This is a genomic window from Amycolatopsis sp. cg5, assembly GCF_041346955.1.
Classification (GTDB): domain Bacteria; phylum Actinomycetota; class Actinomycetes; order Mycobacteriales; family Pseudonocardiaceae; genus Amycolatopsis.
On the sequence record NZ_CP166849.1, the window covers coordinates 4,185,006 to 4,201,893 of the forward strand.

Annotated in this window: 17 protein-coding genes; 10 read left to right on the top strand and 7 right to left on the bottom strand. The window is 69.8% G+C overall.

What is annotated here, in order from left to right; genetic code table 11:
* Window positions 1–36: 36 nt before the first annotated feature.
* Window positions 37–912, bottom strand: coding sequence for an alpha/beta fold hydrolase (locus AB5J62_RS18835; protein WP_370949529.1), 876 nt, complete (start codon window positions 910–912; stop codon window positions 37–39).
* 81 nt (window positions 913–993) lie between these two features.
* Between AB5J62_RS18835 and AB5J62_RS18840 the strand changes: the two genes are divergently transcribed.
* Window positions 994–1,815 (top strand): helix-turn-helix transcriptional regulator, encoded by an 822-nt coding sequence (locus tag AB5J62_RS18840; protein ID WP_370949530.1) that lies wholly within the window; start codon window positions 994–996, stop codon window positions 1,813–1,815.
* A 96-nt stretch (window positions 1,816–1,911) separates the two neighbouring features.
* Here AB5J62_RS18840 and AB5J62_RS18845 read toward each other — a convergent pair whose 3' ends face one another.
* Together AB5J62_RS18845 and AB5J62_RS18850 are read right to left on the bottom strand one after the other, a co-directional pair.
* Window positions 1,912–2,352 (bottom strand): hypothetical protein, encoded by a 441-nt coding sequence (locus tag AB5J62_RS18845; RefSeq protein ID WP_370949531.1) that lies wholly within the window; start codon window positions 2,350–2,352, stop codon window positions 1,912–1,914.
* Window positions 2,353–2,361: 9 nt separating this feature from the next.
* Window positions 2,362–3,345, bottom strand: coding sequence for an aldo/keto reductase (locus tag AB5J62_RS18850; protein ID WP_370949532.1), 984 nt, complete (start codon window positions 3,343–3,345; stop codon window positions 2,362–2,364).
* A 292-nt stretch (window positions 3,346–3,637) separates the two neighbouring features.
* Here AB5J62_RS18850 and AB5J62_RS18855 point away from each other — a divergent pair, with 292 nt between their 5' ends.
* From AB5J62_RS18855 to AB5J62_RS18865, 3 genes are read left to right on the top strand one after another with little or no spacing between them, the layout of a single operon-like run.
* Window positions 3,638–4,525, top strand: a complete 888-nt coding sequence (locus tag AB5J62_RS18855; protein ID WP_370949533.1) for an ABC transporter substrate-binding protein — start codon at window positions 3,638–3,640, stop codon at window positions 4,523–4,525.
* Window positions 4,526–4,553: 28 nt separating this feature from the next.
* A complete protein-coding gene (locus AB5J62_RS18860) occupies window positions 4,554–5,552 on the top strand; it encodes a FecCD family ABC transporter permease (RefSeq protein WP_370950294.1) in 999 nt (332 codons plus the stop codon).
* The gene (locus AB5J62_RS18865) at window positions 5,549–6,325 is read left to right on the top strand and encodes an ABC transporter ATP-binding protein (RefSeq protein ID WP_370949534.1); all 777 of its coding nucleotides are present in this window, start codon (window positions 5,549–5,551) and stop codon (window positions 6,323–6,325) included. The genes AB5J62_RS18860 and AB5J62_RS18865 overlap by 4 nt, the downstream gene beginning before the upstream one ends.
* Window positions 6,326–6,376: 51 nt before the next feature.
* On the opposite strand, the gene AB5J62_RS18870 is transcribed toward AB5J62_RS18865, so the two are convergent.
* A complete protein-coding gene (locus AB5J62_RS18870) occupies window positions 6,377–7,396 on the bottom strand; it encodes a LacI family DNA-binding transcriptional regulator (protein WP_370949535.1) in 1,020 nt (339 codons plus the stop codon).
* 125 nt (window positions 7,397–7,521) lie between these two features.
* Between AB5J62_RS18870 and AB5J62_RS18875 the strand changes: the two genes are divergently transcribed.
* From AB5J62_RS18875 to AB5J62_RS18900, 6 genes are read left to right on the top strand one after another with little or no spacing between them, the layout of a single operon-like run.
* A complete protein-coding gene (locus tag AB5J62_RS18875; RefSeq protein WP_370949536.1) occupies window positions 7,522–8,826 on the top strand; it encodes an ABC transporter substrate-binding protein in 1,305 nt (434 codons plus the stop codon).
* 4 nt (window positions 8,827–8,830) lie between these two features.
* Window positions 8,831–9,799 (top strand): carbohydrate ABC transporter permease, encoded by a 969-nt coding sequence (locus AB5J62_RS18880; RefSeq protein ID WP_370949537.1) that lies wholly within the window; start codon window positions 8,831–8,833, stop codon window positions 9,797–9,799.
* Window positions 9,796–10,611 (top strand): carbohydrate ABC transporter permease, encoded by an 816-nt coding sequence (locus tag AB5J62_RS18885; protein WP_370949538.1) that lies wholly within the window; start codon window positions 9,796–9,798, stop codon window positions 10,609–10,611. Before AB5J62_RS18880 ends, AB5J62_RS18885 begins: the two co-directional genes overlap by 4 nt.
* 2 nt (window positions 10,612–10,613) lie before the next feature.
* Window positions 10,614–11,969 (top strand): GH1 family beta-glucosidase, encoded by a 1,356-nt coding sequence (locus AB5J62_RS18890; RefSeq protein WP_370950295.1) that lies wholly within the window; start codon window positions 10,614–10,616, stop codon window positions 11,967–11,969.
* Between the two features lie 54 nt (window positions 11,970–12,023).
* Complete coding sequence (locus AB5J62_RS18895) at window positions 12,024–12,959, top strand: AraC family transcriptional regulator (protein WP_370949539.1); 936 nt, start codon at window positions 12,024–12,026, stop codon at window positions 12,957–12,959.
* 44 nt (window positions 12,960–13,003) lie between these two features.
* A complete protein-coding gene (locus tag AB5J62_RS18900) occupies window positions 13,004–13,834 on the top strand; it encodes a carbohydrate-binding protein (RefSeq protein ID WP_370949540.1) in 831 nt (276 codons plus the stop codon).
* Between the two features lie 401 nt (window positions 13,835–14,235).
* Here the strand turns inward: AB5J62_RS18900 and AB5J62_RS18905 are convergent, their stop codons facing one another.
* The 3 genes from AB5J62_RS18905 to AB5J62_RS18915 all read right to left on the bottom strand — a co-directional run bounded on the left by AB5J62_RS18905 (window position 14,236) and on the right by AB5J62_RS18915 (window position 16,798).
* Window positions 14,236–14,763, bottom strand: coding sequence for an AAA family ATPase (locus AB5J62_RS18905; RefSeq protein ID WP_370949541.1), 528 nt, complete (start codon window positions 14,761–14,763; stop codon window positions 14,236–14,238).
* Between the two features lie 563 nt (window positions 14,764–15,326).
* Complete coding sequence (locus tag AB5J62_RS18910) at window positions 15,327–15,920, bottom strand: type II CAAX prenyl endopeptidase Rce1 family protein (RefSeq protein WP_370949542.1); 594 nt, start codon at window positions 15,918–15,920, stop codon at window positions 15,327–15,329.
* Window positions 15,917–16,798 (bottom strand): NAD(P)H-binding protein, encoded by an 882-nt coding sequence (locus AB5J62_RS18915; protein ID WP_370949543.1) that lies wholly within the window; start codon window positions 16,796–16,798, stop codon window positions 15,917–15,919. Before AB5J62_RS18915 ends, AB5J62_RS18910 begins: the two co-directional genes overlap by 4 nt.
* Between the last annotated feature and the right edge of the window lie 90 nt (window positions 16,799–16,888).

Below are 16,888 nucleotides of genomic sequence, written 5' to 3' on the forward strand. Positions count from 1 at the left end.
ATGTTTGATTTTCCGCCCACTAACCGGCCTAAACACTCACGACCCCTTCTTGGCGAACTCGAGTATCCGGTCGACGATGCGCGCGCGGTCGGCGTCACGCAGGTAGATGTAGTGCCCCGCGTCGGGGAGCACTTCCACGTCGGCGTGGGGGAGCAGCGCGCGCAGTCGGTCGGCCGCGGCCTTCGAGTCGTGGACGACGCTGCGCGCGCCGAAGAACGCCAGCACGGGCACCTTGATCGAGCGAAGGTCGTCGTCGCTGGGGCGCACCTGGAAGGGAATCCGGGGTTTGTACTCGCGGATCCCCGCGAGCACGAGCCGGGCGTCGGGCCGGTCCATGATGTCGGCGCCCGCCGACCAGCGCAGGAAACGCCGCCACAGCCAGTCCTTGTTGAGCACGACGGCAGGCATGCCGTACCAGAGCATGGTCCGGGCGAACGGGGCCGTCACGGTCGTCGCGTCCAGCAAGCTGATCGAGGCGATCCGGCCGGGCGCGTTGATCGCCTGGTTGACCGCGTGCCAGCCGCCGGTGGAGCCACCGGCGAGGTGGACACCGGTCAAGCCGAGGCTTTCGAGCACCTCGTCGAGCCAGCGCGCGCGGTCCGGGATGCCGTCGAACGGTGCGGTGTGCACGCTGCGGCCCGCCTCGCCGAGCGTGTCGATCGCGTACACCGGCCGGTGTGCGGCCAGCACCGGGAGCAGCGGCCCGTAACAGGCCGAAGTCGCCAGCAGGCCGGGCAGCAGCACGATCGGCGGCGCGTCGCCGAAGCCGAAACCGTAAACCCGGGTCGTGCCGTGCCTGGTTTCGATATCGTGGACGGCATCCGGCGCCGGACAGTCGTTCATCGCCTTGTCGTACGCCTCGAAATAGCGGTCCCGGCTGTCCTCGCTCTTGAAGTCACCAACGTCAGACATCAGAAAATCCCTTCTACGATGGGAAAACCGACACTACTCACGGCCGGCGTCGATCGTCTTGGACGAATGGAAGGACCAGGCATGGCCGACTGGACGCTCGTGGTGTCGCGTGAGGAGGTCGCGCGAGCCCCGGCCGACCACGCGTTCGGCGTGCCGCATCCGCGGTTGGCCGGGCACGTGCTGACCTACGCCGCGCACGACTTTCCGGAGATGGAGCCGATGGCTTGGCGGGTGGCGCCGCTGGGCGTGCTCACGGTCGTCCTCGACCTCGAAACGCCGCTGCGCAAAGTCGGCGAAGACGGCCACGTGCCCGCGTCGCCGGTGTTGGGGCTGCGTGACCGGCCACTGCTGGTCGAGCAGGCGGGACCGTCTCGCGGAATCAGCGTCGCGATGACGCCACTGGGCGCCTACGCGCTCTTCGGCTTGCCACTGCGCGAGCTGGCCAACGCGACCATCGGCCTTCCCGACCTGCTCGGTGCCGAGGCCGGCCTACTGCTCGAAAAGCTCGCCGAAACCCGTGGCTGGCCCGCCCGATTCCGGGTACTGGACGACTATCTGACGACCAGGCTCGCACTCGGGCCCGAATTGGCGAGGCCGGTGCAGGGTGCCTGGCAGCAGCTGATGACGTCGGCCGGAAGCCTGCGGATCAGCGCGCTCGCCGACCAGATCGGCTGGACGCGCCAGCACCTGAACCTGCGATTCCAGCGCCAGATCGGGCTCACTCCCAAGACCGTTGCCCGCATCGCTCGGCTCCACCGCGCGGCGACGCTGCTGGCCGGTCCTGACGCACCGTCCTTGTCCGAGATCGCGCACCGGTGCGGGTACGCCGACCAGCCGCACCTGAACCGCGACTTCCGCGCGCTGACCGGCTGCACGCCGACCGAATACCTCACCAACGCCTAGGGCCTCGGCGCGGGGGTCGTGAGTGTTTTCGCCGGTTAGAACCGGCCGTACCACTCACGACCATGCCGGTGCTCTCGGCCCGGCCGGCGATCAAGCTCAGCGGCGGCCGGTGGCGAGGATGACCATGAACTGGCCGCCGCCCGGTTCGACGGTGGCGGTGACCGGCAGGTCGGGCACGAGGCGGGAAAACCGGTCCACCAGCCAGTCGGCGGTCTCCTGAGCGTCCTTTTTGGTCGGACACCGGCCGACCATTTCGCGGCCGCCCTTGCGCTCGAGCCTGCCGGCGACGGTGATCAGCGGCGCGGGTTCGACCACGTGCAGCCGGTCAGCCCAGGCGATGACCACCTTGACCGCGCCCTTGCGGGTGTTACAGCCGCGGTGCGCGAGCCGCTCGGGGATCTTCGCCTTCCGGTCGGCCGTCCTGGCGTCGACGCTGGGCCCGCGCGGGTCGTTCACCGACATGTCGGGGTCGACGGGCTCGTCGCACACCCAGCAGCGCCAGCCGTCGCGTTCGGCCACGTCATCGAGGAGACTCACCCGAGCAAACTAGCCCTCCAGGCTGCCCATCAGCTGCTCGGGGTAACGCTCACCGGCCGCCGCGCCACGCGGGAGGGCCGCCTCCAGCGCGGCGAGGGTGGCGGCGTCGAGTTCCACGTCGGCGGCCGCGGCGTTCTGCTCCAGGTAGCTGATCCGCTTCGTGCCGGGAATCGGGACGATGTCCGGGCCCTGGTGCAGCAGCCACGCGAGGGCGAGCTGCGTCGGGGTGACGCCCGCCTGCTCGGCCAGCGCACGGACGCGCTCGGCCAGCGCGAGGTTGCGCGCCAGGTTCTCGCCTTGGAAACGCGGGTCGAAACGGCGGTAGTCGTCGGCCGCGAGCGCGTCGAGGTTCGTCACGGTGCCGGTCAGGAAACCGCGGCCGACCGGCGAATACGGCACCGCGGCGATGCCGAGTTCCCGTGCGGTGGGCAGCACTTCGGCCTCGAGCCCGCGCTCCCACAACGAGTATTCGCTCTGCACCGCGGCGATCGGGTGCACGGCGTGTGCCCGGCGCAGCGTGTCGGCGCTGACCTCCGACAGCCCGATGTGCCGGATCTTGCCCTGCGCGACCAGTTCGGCGAGCGCCCCGACGGTGTCCTCGATCGGCACCTGGGGGTCGCGCCGATGCAGGTAGTACACGTCGACGTGGTCGATGCCGAGCCGGGACAGCGAATCGTCGAGTGCTTCGCGGGCGTACTCCGGCGTCGAGTCCACCGACGCCTTTCCGTCCTGGACCCGTGAGCCGAACTTGGTCGCCACGACCGCTTCGTCGCGGCGCCTGCCGGCCAGCGCGCGGCCGAGCAGCCGCTCGTTGTGGCCGCCGCCGTAGACGTCCGCGGTGTCGAGGAGGTTCACGCCCAGGTCGAGCGCGCGGTGGATCGTCGCGATGGATCGCTCGTCGTCGGTGGCTCCGTAGAACTCGGACATGCCCATGAGGCCGAGCCCCAGAGCCGAGACCGACGGGCCGTTGGTGCCGAGTGTGCGCTGCTTCATGTCGAACTCCTTGCTCGTTGTCGTCTGCCAAGAAGGTTATCCACATGAACTATTAAGGTCAAGTACGATCATGGTCATGAACATCACAGGCGGGCGTGATAGCGTCCGATCCGACGTGCGCGGCCGTGAAGTCCGGTGTGAATCCGGCGCTATGCCGTAACTGTGTGGCCCTCCGGCCGAGCCAGGTCTCGACGCCGCGTCGACGCCCATCCGCCTCCGGGACAGAGGTAGCGGCGACCCACGGCGTGGGGGCGCCGCACTCGTGTGCCGGGTGAGAGACCCGAGGTTCCCGATGACCCGCGCCCGGCCGGCACTGCCGGTAGTACTGCTGTCGTTGCTCGCACTGGTCGGCTGCGCGGGCCGCGAGCCCGCCCCGGCCACCGCGCCGACGTCGGCGGCCGCCGGGGCGCAGCGGATCGTGTCGCTGAGCCCGGCGAGCACCGAGACGTTGTTCGCGATCGGCGCGGGCGCGCAGGTGGTCGCCGTCGACGACCAGTCCACCTATCCGCCGAACGCGCCGAAGACCGCGCTGTCCGGCCTCACCCCGAGCGCCGAGGCGATCGCCGCGTACAAGCCGGATCTGGTCGTCGCCTCGGCCGACACCGGTGGCCTGGTCGGCGCGCTCGGGAAGCTCGGGATCAAGGCGATGGTGCTGCCGTCGGCCAACACGCTGGACGAGGCGTACGGCCAGATGTCGGCGCTGGGCAAGGAAACCGGGCACGCCCCCGACGCGGACCGGCTGGTCGGGAGCATCAAGACCGAGCTGGCGGCGCTGGCCGCGGCCACCCCCAAGCCCGCCACCCCGCTGAGCTACTACCACGAGCTGAGCCAGGACTTCTACAGCGTGAACTCCCACACCTTCGTCGGGCAGGTGTACGGCCTGTTCGGGCTGGTCAACGTCGCCGACAGCGCGCCGTCGAGCAGCGGATACCCGCAGCTGTCGGCCGAGGCGCTGGTGAAGGCCGACCCGCGGCTGATCTTCCTGGCCGACACCAAGTGCTGCAAGCAGGACGCGGCGGCCGTCGCCGCGCGGCCGGGCTGGGCCGCGATCAGCGCGGTCAAGAACGGCAACGTCGTGGCGCTCGACGACGACGTCGCGTCGCGCTGGGGGCCGCGCCTGCTCGACTTCGCCAAGGCCGTGGCCGCCGCGGTCACCAAGGCGGCGCCGGGTGGCCGCTGACCGGCGCACCCGGCTCACCGCGACGCGGCTGGCCGCGGCCGTGCTCGCGCTGTGCGTCGTGCTCGTCGCGGCGATCTGCGTCGGCGCGGCCGACCTCGGCTGGGACCGCGTGCTGGGTGAGCTGTGGGCCCAGGTGAGCGGGACGACGTCGCCGCTCGATCAGCGCGAGGCCGACATCCTCTGGCAGCTGCGGGTGCCCCGCGTCGTGCTGGCCGGGCTGGTCGGCGCGGCGCTCGCCGTCGCGGGCGCCGCCTATCAGGGCGTGTTCCGCAATCCGCTGGCCGACCCGTACCTGCTCGGCGCGGCGGCGGGCGCCGGGTTGGGCGCGACCGTCGCGGTCGTGCTCGCGCCTGCGGCCAGGACCTGGATCATCGGCCCGATCCCGCTGGCCGCCTTCGTCGGCGCGCTCGCGGGAGTGGGCCTCACCTGGGTGCTCGGCCGGTCGGCCAGCGGCGCGGGCACGGCGATCCTGCTGCTGTCCGGGGTCGCCGTCGCGGCGTTCCTGACCGCGGTGCAGACGTTCGTGCAGCAGCTCGACACGAACACCATCAAGCAGGTCTACACCTGGATGCTGGGCGGGCTGAACACCTCGGGCTGGCAGGACGTGCTCATCACGCTGCCTTATCTGGTGCCGTCGGTGATCGTGCTGTGCCTGTGCGCGCGGCTGCTGGACGTGCTCGCGCTCGGCGACGACGAGGCGCTTTCGCTGGGCGTGCGTCCCGGCCGGGTGCGCCTGGCGGTGCTCGGCGCGGCTTCGCTCGCGACGGCGGCCGCCGTGTCGGTCAGCGGGCTGATCGGTTTCGTCGGCATCGTCGTGCCGCATCTCGTGCGACTGCTGGGCGGCGCGAGCTACCGGGTGATCGTGCCGCTGTCGCTGATCGGCGGCGGGATCTTCCTGGTCGTCGCCGACGAGATCGGCCGCACCGTGATCGCGCCGGCCGAACTGCCGCTCGGCGTGATCACCGCGTTCACCGGCGCGCCGTTCTTCGTGCTGGTGCTGCGCCGGAACCGGGGGAAGTTGCGATGACCGGCCTGCTGCTGCGCGGCGTCGGCGCGGGCTACGCGGGCGAACTCGTGGTCCGCGGTGTCGACGGCGAGATCCCGGACGGCGGCTGGCTGACCATCATCGGTCCCAACGGCGCCGGGAAGTCGACCCTGCTCAAGGCGGTCGCCGGACTCCTCCCGCACGTCGGCGAGATCCGGGCGGGCGCAAGCCCGTTGCGCGTGCTGCCCGCCCGCGAGCGCGCCAGGCTCATCGGCTACGCCCCGCAGACACCCCAGCTTCCCGATGGTCTCTCGGTCACCGACTACGTCCTCTTAGGACGGACACCGCACCTCGGATTGCTTGCCAGGGAAGGCCGTCACGACCTCCGCCTGGTCTCCGAAGCGCTCGAACGGCTCGATCTCGGCGCGCTGGCCGCGCGGCCGTTGCACGCGCTTTCCGGCGGCGAACGGCAGCGTGCGGTGCTCGCCAGGGTGCTGGCGCAGCAGCCGCGCATCCTGCTGCTCGACGAGCCGACGACCGGTCTCGACATCGGGCACGCGCAGGCCTTGCTCGAACTCGTCGACCGGCTGCGCGCCGAAGACGGCACCACGGTCGTCGCCACCGTGCACGACCTGACCTTCGCGGCGCAGTACGCGGATCGGTTGCTGCTGCTGAACAAGGGCGAGGTGGTGGCTTCGGGCGCCCCGGCGGCGGTGCTGACCGCGCCCACGGTCCGCGAGCACTACGCGGCCGGAGCGGAGATCCTCACCACCAGCGGCGGCGAGATCGTCGTGGCGCCCACCCGAGGGTCGTGAGTGGTATGACCGGTTAGAACCGGCCGTGCCACTCACGACCCCAGTGCCCGGTCAGCTGGATGAGCGGACGGTGAGCGAGACCGGCAGTATGCGCTGAGCCGGTTTGACGTCCGGGTCGTCCAATAACTGGAGCAGGGTCTCGACCATGGCGTGCACCTGCTCGCGCGGGTCCTGGTGCACCGAGGTGAGCGGGGGTTCCATCGCGGGCGCGAGGGTGGCGTTGTCGTCGAAGCTGACGACCGCGACCTCGGCCGGGATGCGGCGGCCCGCCGCGTGCAGGGTGCGCAGCGCGCCGACCGCCATCATGTCGCTGGCGACGAAGACCGCGTCGAGATCCGGGCGTCGCGCCAGCAAGGCCGTCATCGCGTGCGCGCCGCCGGAGAGGGTGAAGTCGGCTTCTTCGGACAGGTCCGCCGGATCGAGCCCGGCGTCGAGCAGGGTCTTGCGCCAGCCGGACAGCCGGTCGATCGCGGCGCTCTGGTCCTGCGGCCCGGCGATCGTGGCGATGCGGGTGCGACCGGCCGCGATCAGGTGCTCGACCGCCAGGCGGGCGCCGCCCTCGTTGTCGAAGTCGACCACGTGCACGCCGCGCTTGATGCCCGCGGCCTGCCCGCCGAAGACGACCGGGATCCTCAGCAGCCGCAAGGCTTTCGGCAGCGGGTCGGCCCGGTGCGGCGCGAAGACGAGCACGCCGTCGACGTGGCCGCCTTCGAGGAAGCGGACCGTGCGGCTGAGGTCTTCGCGGGTGTCGCTGAAGATCAGGACCATCTGGCGGTCGATGTCGGCCAGCTCGCGGTACCCCGCGCGCATCACCGCGGTGCGGTACGGGTCGTCGAGCAGCCGGGCCTCCGGCTCCGACAGGACCACGGCGACCGCGCCGGTCCGGCGGGTGACCAGCGAGCGCGCCGCCTGGTTGGGGGAGTAGCCGAGGTCGCGGGCGGCGGCCTGGACCTTCTCGCGGGCGGCCGCGCTGACGTAGGCGTCGTCGTTCAGCGCGCGCGACGCCGTCGACCGGGACACGCCCGCGAAGGCGGCCACGTCTTCGAGTGTCGGCCGGTCCTGTTCTCTCACGTCTCCCAGCTTAGCGGCCTTGGCCGGGAGCGCTCCCTGCCTCTTGACAGCGGGAGGGCCCGCAATCAGACTCTCCGCATCTGGGAGCGCTCCCAGAACGATTTCCGGCAAAGGGGTTGGCAGACGTGAGAACCATCCGGAACGGCCTGGTGTTGGCACTGGGCATCGCGCTGACGGCGGTCACCGCCACGGCCTGCGGCGGCGACGGCAAGCAGGAGACGCCCGCCGCGGCCGGGCCGGGTGAGCAGGTGGACCTGACGCTGGCGACGTTCACCGAGTTCGGCTACGAGCCGCTCGTCGAGGAGTATCAGAAGCTTCACCCGAACATCAAGATCAGCCACCGCAAGACCGGCCAGGGCGGGCCGTACCACCAGGACCTGATCACCAAGCTGGCCGCGGGTTCCGGGCTCGCGGACGTCACCGCGGTCGAGGAGGGGCACCTCTCCGACGTGCTCGACAAGGGCTCGAAGTTCAACGACCTGACCAAGATCGGGCCGGCGACCGCGTCCGCCCAGCGCTGGCTGCCCTGGAAGTACGACGCGGCCAAGACCAAGGACGGCAAGGTCATCGGCTACGGGACCGACATCGGCCCGCTCGCCATGTGCTACCGCAAGGACCTGCTGGCGGCGGCCGGCCTGCCGTCCGACCCCGAAGCGGTCAAGCCGCTGTTCGCGACCTGGGACAGCTACTTCCAAGCCGGCACGGACTACGTGTCGAAGTCCGGTGGCAAGGCCTGGTTCGACTCGGCCGCGCAGAACTTCAACTCCATGGTCAACCAGCTCCCCAGCGGCTACATCGGCACCGACGACAAGCTCGCGCTCGAAAGCAACCAGGGCATCAAGGACGCGTGGACCAAGGTCACCGACGCGGTCGCCAAGGGCCAGTCGGCCAAGCTCACCGCGTTCAGCAACGAGTGGAACTCCGGGTTCAAGCAGGGCGCGTTCGCCACGAAGGTGTGCCCGTCCTGGATGCTCGGCGTGATCAAGGAGCAGGCGGGCCAGGAGAACGCGGGCAAGTGGGCGATCACCGCGGCGTTCCCCGGCGGTGGCGGCAACTGGGGCGGCTCGTACCTGACCGTGCCGACCCAGTCGAAGCACCCGAAGGAGGCGGCCGAGCTCGCCGCCTGGCTGACCGCGCCCGAGCAGCAGATCAAGGCGTTCCAGGCGAAAGGCAACTTCCCGAGCCAGGTCCAGGCGCTGACCGATCCGTCGCTGCTGAGCCAGACCGACGCCTACTTCGGCGGCGCGAAGATCGGCGAGCTGTTCGCGGAGCAGGCCAAGAAGGTGCAGCACGCGCAGTACAAGGGGCCTGGCGACGGCCAGATCCAGGAGAACGCGTCCAGCCCGGCGCTGCAGGCGGTCGAGCAGGGCAAGGCCGCCGCCGACGGCTGGCAGCAGCTGGTCGACGCCGCGAAGAAGATCACGCGCTGAGCCGATGACGGTCATCGACAACGCCGTGCGGGCCGGGGAGCGCGTTTCTCCCCGGCTCACCTTCCGGCAGCGGCTGAGCCGGTGGGACGTGAAGGTCTCGCCGTACCTCTACATCGCGCCGTTCTTCATCCTTTTCGGACTCGTCGGGCTGTTTCCCTTGCTGTACACGGCTTACGTGTCGCTGTTCAAGTGGGAGGCAGGCGACGATCATCCCGACTTCATCGGCATCGACAACTACAAGGAGCTCTTCGCCGACGGGCAGTTCTGGAACGCCGTCGGCAACACGGTCAGCATCTTCCTGCTCTCCAGCATCCCGCAGATCATCATCGCGGTGCTGCTCGCCGCGCTGCTCGGCGGCAGGCTGCGCGGCGCGACCGGCTGGCGGATCGGCATCCTGCTGCCCTACGCGGCGGGCCTGGTCGCGATCGGGATCATCTTCGCGAACCTGTTCGGCCCGAAGTACGGGCTGGTCAACGGCTTGCTGCAGACGACAGGGCTCGATCCGGTCGACTGGCAGGCCAGCCGGTTCGGCAGCCACGTCGCGATCGCGATCATGGTGAACTGGCGCTGGACCGGCTACAACGCGCTGATCGTGCTGGCCGCGATGCAGGCCATCCCGCGCGAGCTGCACGAGGCCGCGCTGATTGACGGTGCGGGCACGTGGCGGCGCTTCACCAGCGTCACGCTGCCGCTGCTCAAGCCGACGCTGATCTTCGTCATCATCACCTCGACGATCGGCGGGCTGCAGATCTTCACCGAGCCCAAGCTGTTCGACGCCATGCCAGGCTCGAACAACGGCGGCTCCACCAACCAGTTCCAGACCGTGACGCTGTACCTGTACCAGTCCGCGTTCGAGAACTACGACCTCGGCTACGCGTCGGCGATCGCCTGGGTGCTGTTCGTGCTGATCGTCCTCATCGCGCTCGGCAACTTCTTCCTCACCGGCCGGATCGCGGGGGTGAAACGGAAATGACCAAGCCACGCAAAGCCACCTACTGGGTGCTCGCCATCTTCGTGCTGGGCTCGCTTTTCCCGTTCTACTGGTCATTCCTGGTCGCGAGCCGCGACAACGGGATGCTCACCGAGCGCGTCCCGCCGTTCCTGCCCGGCGGCAACTTCTTCGCCAACGCGGCGCGCGTGTTCGACACGGTGCCGTTCTGGAAGGCGCTGGGCAACAGCCTGCTCGTGTCGGGGACGGTCACGCTCACCACGGTGCTGTTCTCGTCGCTGGCCGGGTTCGCGTTCGCCAAACTGCGGTTCCGCGGGCGCGACGGGCTGTTCGTGTTCATCGTGGTGACGCTGGCAGTGCCGACCCAGCTCGGCATCATCCCGCTGTTCATCGCGATGTCGGAACTCGGCTGGGCCGGCGGGCTGCAGGCCGTGATCGTGCCCAACCTGGTGACGGCCTTCGGTGTCTTCTGGATGCGTCAGTACACAGTGGACGCTCTGCCGTACGAGCTGATCGAAGCGGCGCGGATGGACGGCTGCAGCATGATCCGGATCTTCTGGAACGTCTGCCTGCCCGCCGTGCGCCCGGCCGCCGCGATACTCGCCATGTTCACGTTCATGACCTCGTGGAACGACTTCCTGTGGCCGCTGGTCGTGCTCGACGCCGGCAATCCGACCGTGCAGGTGGCGCTGGAGAAGCTCCAAAGCGGTTACTACGTCGACTATTCACTGGTGCTCGCCGGCACGACGCTCGCGACCATCCCGATCCTCATCGTATTCGTACTGCTCGGCCGCCAGATCGTGGCCGGGATCATGCAAGGTGCCGTGAAAGGGTGACCATGTTGGAGTTTCCGCCCGGTTTCGTCTGGGGCGCCGCGACCGCGGCGTTCCAGGTGGAAGGCGCCACCACCACCGACGGCCGCACCGACTCGGTGTGGGACGTCTTCGCGCGCCGCCCCGGCGCGGTCGTCGGCGGCGACACCGGTGAACCGGCCGCCGACCACTACCGCCGGTATGGCGAAGACGTCGAGACGATGCGCGGGCTCGGTCTCGGCGCGTACCGGTTTTCACTGGCGTGGCCCCGGATCCGGCCGGGCGGCGGCCGTCCGAATCCGGCCGGGATGGCTTTCTACGACAGGCTGGTCGACTGCCTGCTCGAAGCGGGCATCCAGCCGTGGGCGACGCTGTACCACTGGGATCTGCCGCAGGTGCTGGAAGACGACGGCGGCTGGGCGGTGCGCGACACCGCGTTCCGGTTCGCCGAGTACGCCGAGACGGTGCTCGAACGGCTCGGCGACCGCGTGGCCAGCTGGTCGACGCTGAACGAGCCGTGGTGCGCCGCGATGCTCGGTTACGCCGGTGGCATCCACGCGCCGGGCCGGACCGACCACGCGGCCGCCGTCGCCGCCGCGCACCATCTGCTGCTCGGGCACGGGCTCGCGATGGAGGTGATCCGCGAGTACACAGTGGACACACCGGCCGGCGTCACGCTCAACCTCTATCCGGTCACCGCGCACGACCCGCTGGCCGACGCGGACGCCGCCCGCCGGGTCGACGGCCTGCAAAACCGGCTGTTCCTCGATCCGGTGCTGCGCGGCAGGTATCCGAAGGACCTGGTCGCCGAACTCGCGCTGGACGACATCGTGCGCGATGGCGACGAGCTGATCATCGGCGCGCCCATCGACTGGCTGGGCGTCAACTACTACCGCGACTACCGGGTCTCGGCGACGCCGATCGCGGGCAGCGAACCGGCAGGGCCGGAATGGGTCGGCGCGCAGGACGTGCACTTCGTGGCGGACCCCGCGGCCGCCCGCACGCACTCGGGCTGGGAGGTTCAGCCTGCCGGGCTGACCGAGGCGCTGCTGAGGGTGCGTCACGACTACGGGCCGGTTCCGCTCTACATCACCGAAAACGGGGCGGCGTATCCGGATGTCGTCGGCGAAGGCGGCGACATCGCGGACACCGACCGCGTGGCGTTCCTCGACGCGCATCTGCGTGCCGCGCACGACGCCATCGCGGCCGGGGTCGACCTGCGTGGCTACTTCTACTGGTCGCTGCTCGACAACTTCGAGTGGGCCGAGGGTTACGCCAAGCGGTTCGGGCTGATCCACGTCGACTACGCCACGCAGCGGCGGACCCCGAAGCGGAGCGCGCGGTGGTACGCGGAGGTGATCGGGCGCAACGGGCTCGCCTGAACGGAACTTCCGGCGGGGGCGGGCACCGCGCATATTGGTCTAGACTTTTCGGTCATGCGCGGTACGACGGTGCCACCGGGAACGGCCTGCGAAGTGTCCAAGCCGGGGGAGCTGCCACTGCACCGGCTGGAGCTGACGGCCCACGACGCGCTGCCGTTCGCGGTCGGCACGTTCGACCAGATCGGGCCGCTCTCACAGGCGACTTTCCCGCATCGGCACACGTTCCACGAGATCGTGTTCGTCACCGGCGGCATCGGCGCGCACGTCGTCGACTTCACGCGCCGGGAGCTGCGGCCGCCCCAAGTGGCGGTCATAGCACCGGGGCAGGTGCATCAGTGGGATGTGCGACGGCTGACCGGATCGGTGCTGCTATTCACCGACGATTTCCTGATCGACCATCCGGGTGACCGCGAGACATTGCGGCGGTTGAGCGAACAACCGGCGCTGCCACTCGACGAGCACGCCTACGAGCGCACGGCACGCCTGATCGCCGAACTGGAAGAGGAATTCCGGTTCGGCGCGCCAGGTTCCGCGTCCGTGGTGCGGGCGTTGCTGCACGTCTTGATCGTGCGGGCGGGCAGGCAGCCGGGAACCCCGGAATCCCCGCCGCCCGCACGGGTCAACGCCGTGGCCGCCGAGTTCGCGCGGCTGGCCGCCAGATCCGACCTCGGCCTGTGGTCGGTGCGCGCGCACGCGGAACGCATCGGCGTCACCCCCGGCTATCTGGCCGAAGCGGTGAAGACCGCGACCGGCCGCACGGCCGCGCATCTGGTCAGGGAAGCACGCACGCGTGAGGCGAAACGGTTCCTGCTGGGCACCGATCTGACCGTGCGGCAGGTGGCGAGCCGGGTCGGTTTCGCGGACCCGGCGTACTTCTGCCGGTTCTTCCGGCGGGAGACCGGGTTGAGCCCCGGCGACTTCCGGCGCGCGGGCGACGTCACCCCAGACTTTCACCACGACGACCGGCCTGAGTCCATCGTCCGGCGCTGATCTTGTCCCTAACGTCGTGTGCATCCCCCACGAGGAGCAGACAAATGGACGAAGACAGCAAGCTCAGCCGCAAGACACTGCTGCGCGCCGCGCTGGCCGCCGGTGTCGCGGCACCGGTCGCCCTGCTCGGCGGGCCCGCGCTCGCTCGCACCACCGTCGCGAGCGGGCAGGTCCCCGACCTCACCCCGGAATGCCACGACGGCGACGAGCCGACCATCGCCCAGACCGAAGGTCCTTATTTCAAGCCGAATTCCCCCGAGCGCTCGACGCTCACCGGCCCCGGCACCCGGCTCGTGGTCAGCGGCTACGTCTTCGGCCTCGCCTGCCGCCCGGTCGGCCGCGTGCTGCTCGACTTCTGGCAGGCCGACGTCAACGGCGCCTACGACAACGTCGGCTACACCTTCCGAGGCCACCAGTACACCGACGCCAACGGCGCCTTCAAGCTGACGACGATCGTGCCGGGCCTCTACCCGGGCCGCACCCGCCACATCCACGTCAAGGTGCAGGCACCCGGCCGCCCGATCCTCACCACCCAGCTCTACTTCCCCAACGAGCCCCGCAACAACACCGACTCGATCTTCGACCCCCGGCTGCTGATGACGGTCCGCGACTCGGGCGGCACCCGCGAAGCCGCGTTCGACTTCGTGCTCAACGTCCCGCAGACCCCGACCACCACCACCGCCCCGCCCAGTTCGACCACCACCAGGCCCACGACCTCCACCCCGCCCGGGGGGACGACCTGGACGGCAGGCACCAACTACGCCGCCGGCGCCCAGGTCACTTACGACGGCCGCGGTTACGTGTGCCTGCAGGGGCACACCGCCCAGCCGGGTTGGGAACCGCCCTCCGTCCCCGCGCTGTGGCGCGCGGCGTGACGGGCCGTCGCTGAGGGAGGAAAACGCGGGCGGGTCCCGCCGGATGCGCCACCAGGCGTACGGGATCCGCCCGCCCAATACCCTGTCCGCCACGACTCGGTTCCCCTTGGCTGAGTGTTTGTATGAAGGCTCCCTTCATACAGCTTGGCTTGGGGCACGTGGCCAGGGTTCCGGAGCCCAGGGCTCGCGGGTGTGCAGTGAGGGGACCCCTGGGTGCGATATACGCACTGAGGGGTCCCCTCGCTTCAGCCCTCACGCCCGCAACACTCATGACCCCGCGGAGTAAAGCGGGCTTTATCCCGCACACCACAGCCCTCGGGCATCCGCGAGTGGTGACTCTGCTCCGCTAGATGCAGCAGAGTCACCACTCACACCCCTCGCCCTCAGACCCTTCCGTTCGCTTACGCCAGGCGGTGGGAACCGGCGGCGAGGAGGCGGCGGATCTCCGTGGCCGTTTGGGTGGCGTCGAGGTGACCGGTGTCGAGTGCGTGCGCTTCGAGCACGCCGAGGTCGGCGAACGCGCCGTGCAAGCCCGTGATCGCGTCGACGTCCTTGAGTTCGTCGCCGACGCGCTCTTCCGCGCGTGCCAGGGTTGTCGCCAGCGAGGGCCTGAGCACGACGTACGCGAGGTTGTCGAAGGCTGAGCGAAACGGCGGCAGGAACCACGGCCCGACGATGCCGTCGACCACGACGTCGTAGCCGCCGCGGGCGAAGGTGCGCACGGTCGCGACGATGGCGTCGACGACGACTTCGTTCTGGCGCTGGGATTCCGGCAGGTACGGGAGGATGAAGCCGGTCTTGATGGCGCGGTAGAACAGGTCCGTCGTGAGGTGGACGGTCGGGGTGTCCGCGTTCGACGCCAGCAGCCCGGCCACCGTGGTCTTCCCGGAGGCGGGCGGGCCGGTCAAGATGATCACTTCGCCGCTCATGGTCGTGAGTGTCGCCGACGACCCTGCCGAACGGAAGCGCAACAACGCGCGCGGCGCCGCTGGGTGAAGTGAGGGTGCCCTTCGGTGCTTACCACGCACCGAGGGGCACCCTCACTTCACCGGCCGGGGCCGGGATAAAGCCCGCTAAACTCCGGCGCCAGCAAAGCTTCGCTCACCTGGGGGTCGTGAGTGGTATTGCCGGTTCTATTGAGGGGAAAGGCAAAGGTGGCGCGGCGGTAGCCGGCTTCCGCCGCGCAAGTGGGTCCACGGAGAGGTCCACAGCCTGACCTTTTGTCCGCTTTAGGCTTGTTTAGTCACATTCTTGGGCTGAGCAGGTCGTTCACGTGGTCAGTCCATGTGTGCCGGTGGGTTGTGCGGGGTTTTCGGCCACTGAGCGGCCGAAAACCCCGCACAACGGCCCTTCGCCGGGCGGGAAGCGGGCTGACGATGTGGCGTTTGAGCCGTCAGATGGCCCCAACGCCACATCGTCGAAGCGTCGACCACGCCATGTATGACTTTCCGCCCAATAGAACCGGCGTTACCACTCACGACCCCAGTGACGGTCAGGGGTCCTTGAAGAGGCGGGGCATGAAGGTGAGCATGAGCGCCGACCACACCACGTGCGTGACCAGCGGAGCCTGGACCCCGCCCGACCGACGGCGCTGGACACCGAACAGCGTTCCCATCACCGCCGAGGCGAGCACCAGCGCCGGGTTGCGGGTCGCGGCCGTGGTGAGCACATAGATCGCGGTCGACGTGCGGACCGGGTGGGCGCCCGCCGCCGAGTACACCGCCCCGCGGAAGAAGACTTCCTCGGCCGCGCCGTTGGCCAACGTCGTCACCACGACCGAGGGTGTCGACCCGCGGTGGGCGTAGTCGAGCACGCCCGCGATCGCGCGCCGCAGCGGCGGGATGCGGCGGGCGACCAAAGCACCCGCGTAGAACACCGCGAACGCACCGGCGCCGGTCATCGCGGGAGCCAAGACCGCACGGTCTCCGCGATGGACGGGCCCCGCGGCGGAAGCGCCTGCCAGCCAGGTGGTCGCGACAGCTCCGGTCAAGACGTAGAACTCGCGCGAATCCGGTTTGCTCGACAGGGATTTGCCGAGCAAGAGCGCGCCGGACACCGTGATGCCCGCCAGGAAGCCGCGTTTCATGCGGACCGTTCGGCGAGCGCTTGGCGGACGGCGTCGTCGTAGCCCATCGGGTCGAACTCGACGATCGAACGGATGCTGGTGTCGCGGACGACGACCTCGTTGGTCATCGAGTCGACGAGCGCCCGGCCCGTGCTCGTGTCGATGTCGGTGACCAGCGCGAGCCAATAGGACGATAGCCTGGGGGACAGCAGGGGCACGCCGACGATCAGCAGGTGTCTGCCTTCGATTTCGGCGACGCGCTGGAGCATGTCGCGGTAGGCGAGTACCTCGGGGCCGCCGATGTCGAAGGTGCGGCCGGTGGCCTCAGGATGGCCGAGTACGCCGACCAGATACCGGATGACGTCGGTGACCGCGATCGGCTGGGTGCGGGTGGCGACCCAGCGCGGGGTGACCATCGCGGGCAGATGCTCGACCAGCTGCCTGGTCAGCTCCCACGAGATGCCGCCGTGCCCGATGACGATGCCCGCGCGGAGCACCGTGACCGGCACTCCGGTCGAAGCGAGCAGCCGCTCGACCTCGCGGCGGCTGGCGAGGTGGTCGGACAGTTCGTCGGCGTCGTCGCCGAGACCGCCGAGGTAGATGATCTGGTCGACGCCCGCGTCAGCGGCCGCCCCCGCGAAAGCGCGGGCCGCGTCGGCGTCGCGGCGCTGGAAGTCGTCGCTGTCGAGTGAATGGACCAGGTAGTAGGCCGCGTCGGCGCCCTTGAAGGCCGCGCGCAGGGACGCCGGGTCCGAGACGTCGCCGTGGACGGCCTGGCCCACACCCTCGTACCGGGACGGGTTCCGGGTCATGGCGAGGACTTCGTGCCCGGCCTCTTCGAGCGCGGGACAGAGCCTGCCGCCGACGAAACCCGACGCGCCGGCCACCAGTACTCGCATGATCCGACCGTAACCGGAGTGAGCCGGGGCCGCAGAACGCGAACGGCGTATGCGAAACGCACACCCAAGATCCGGAAACGGTGACTGGCT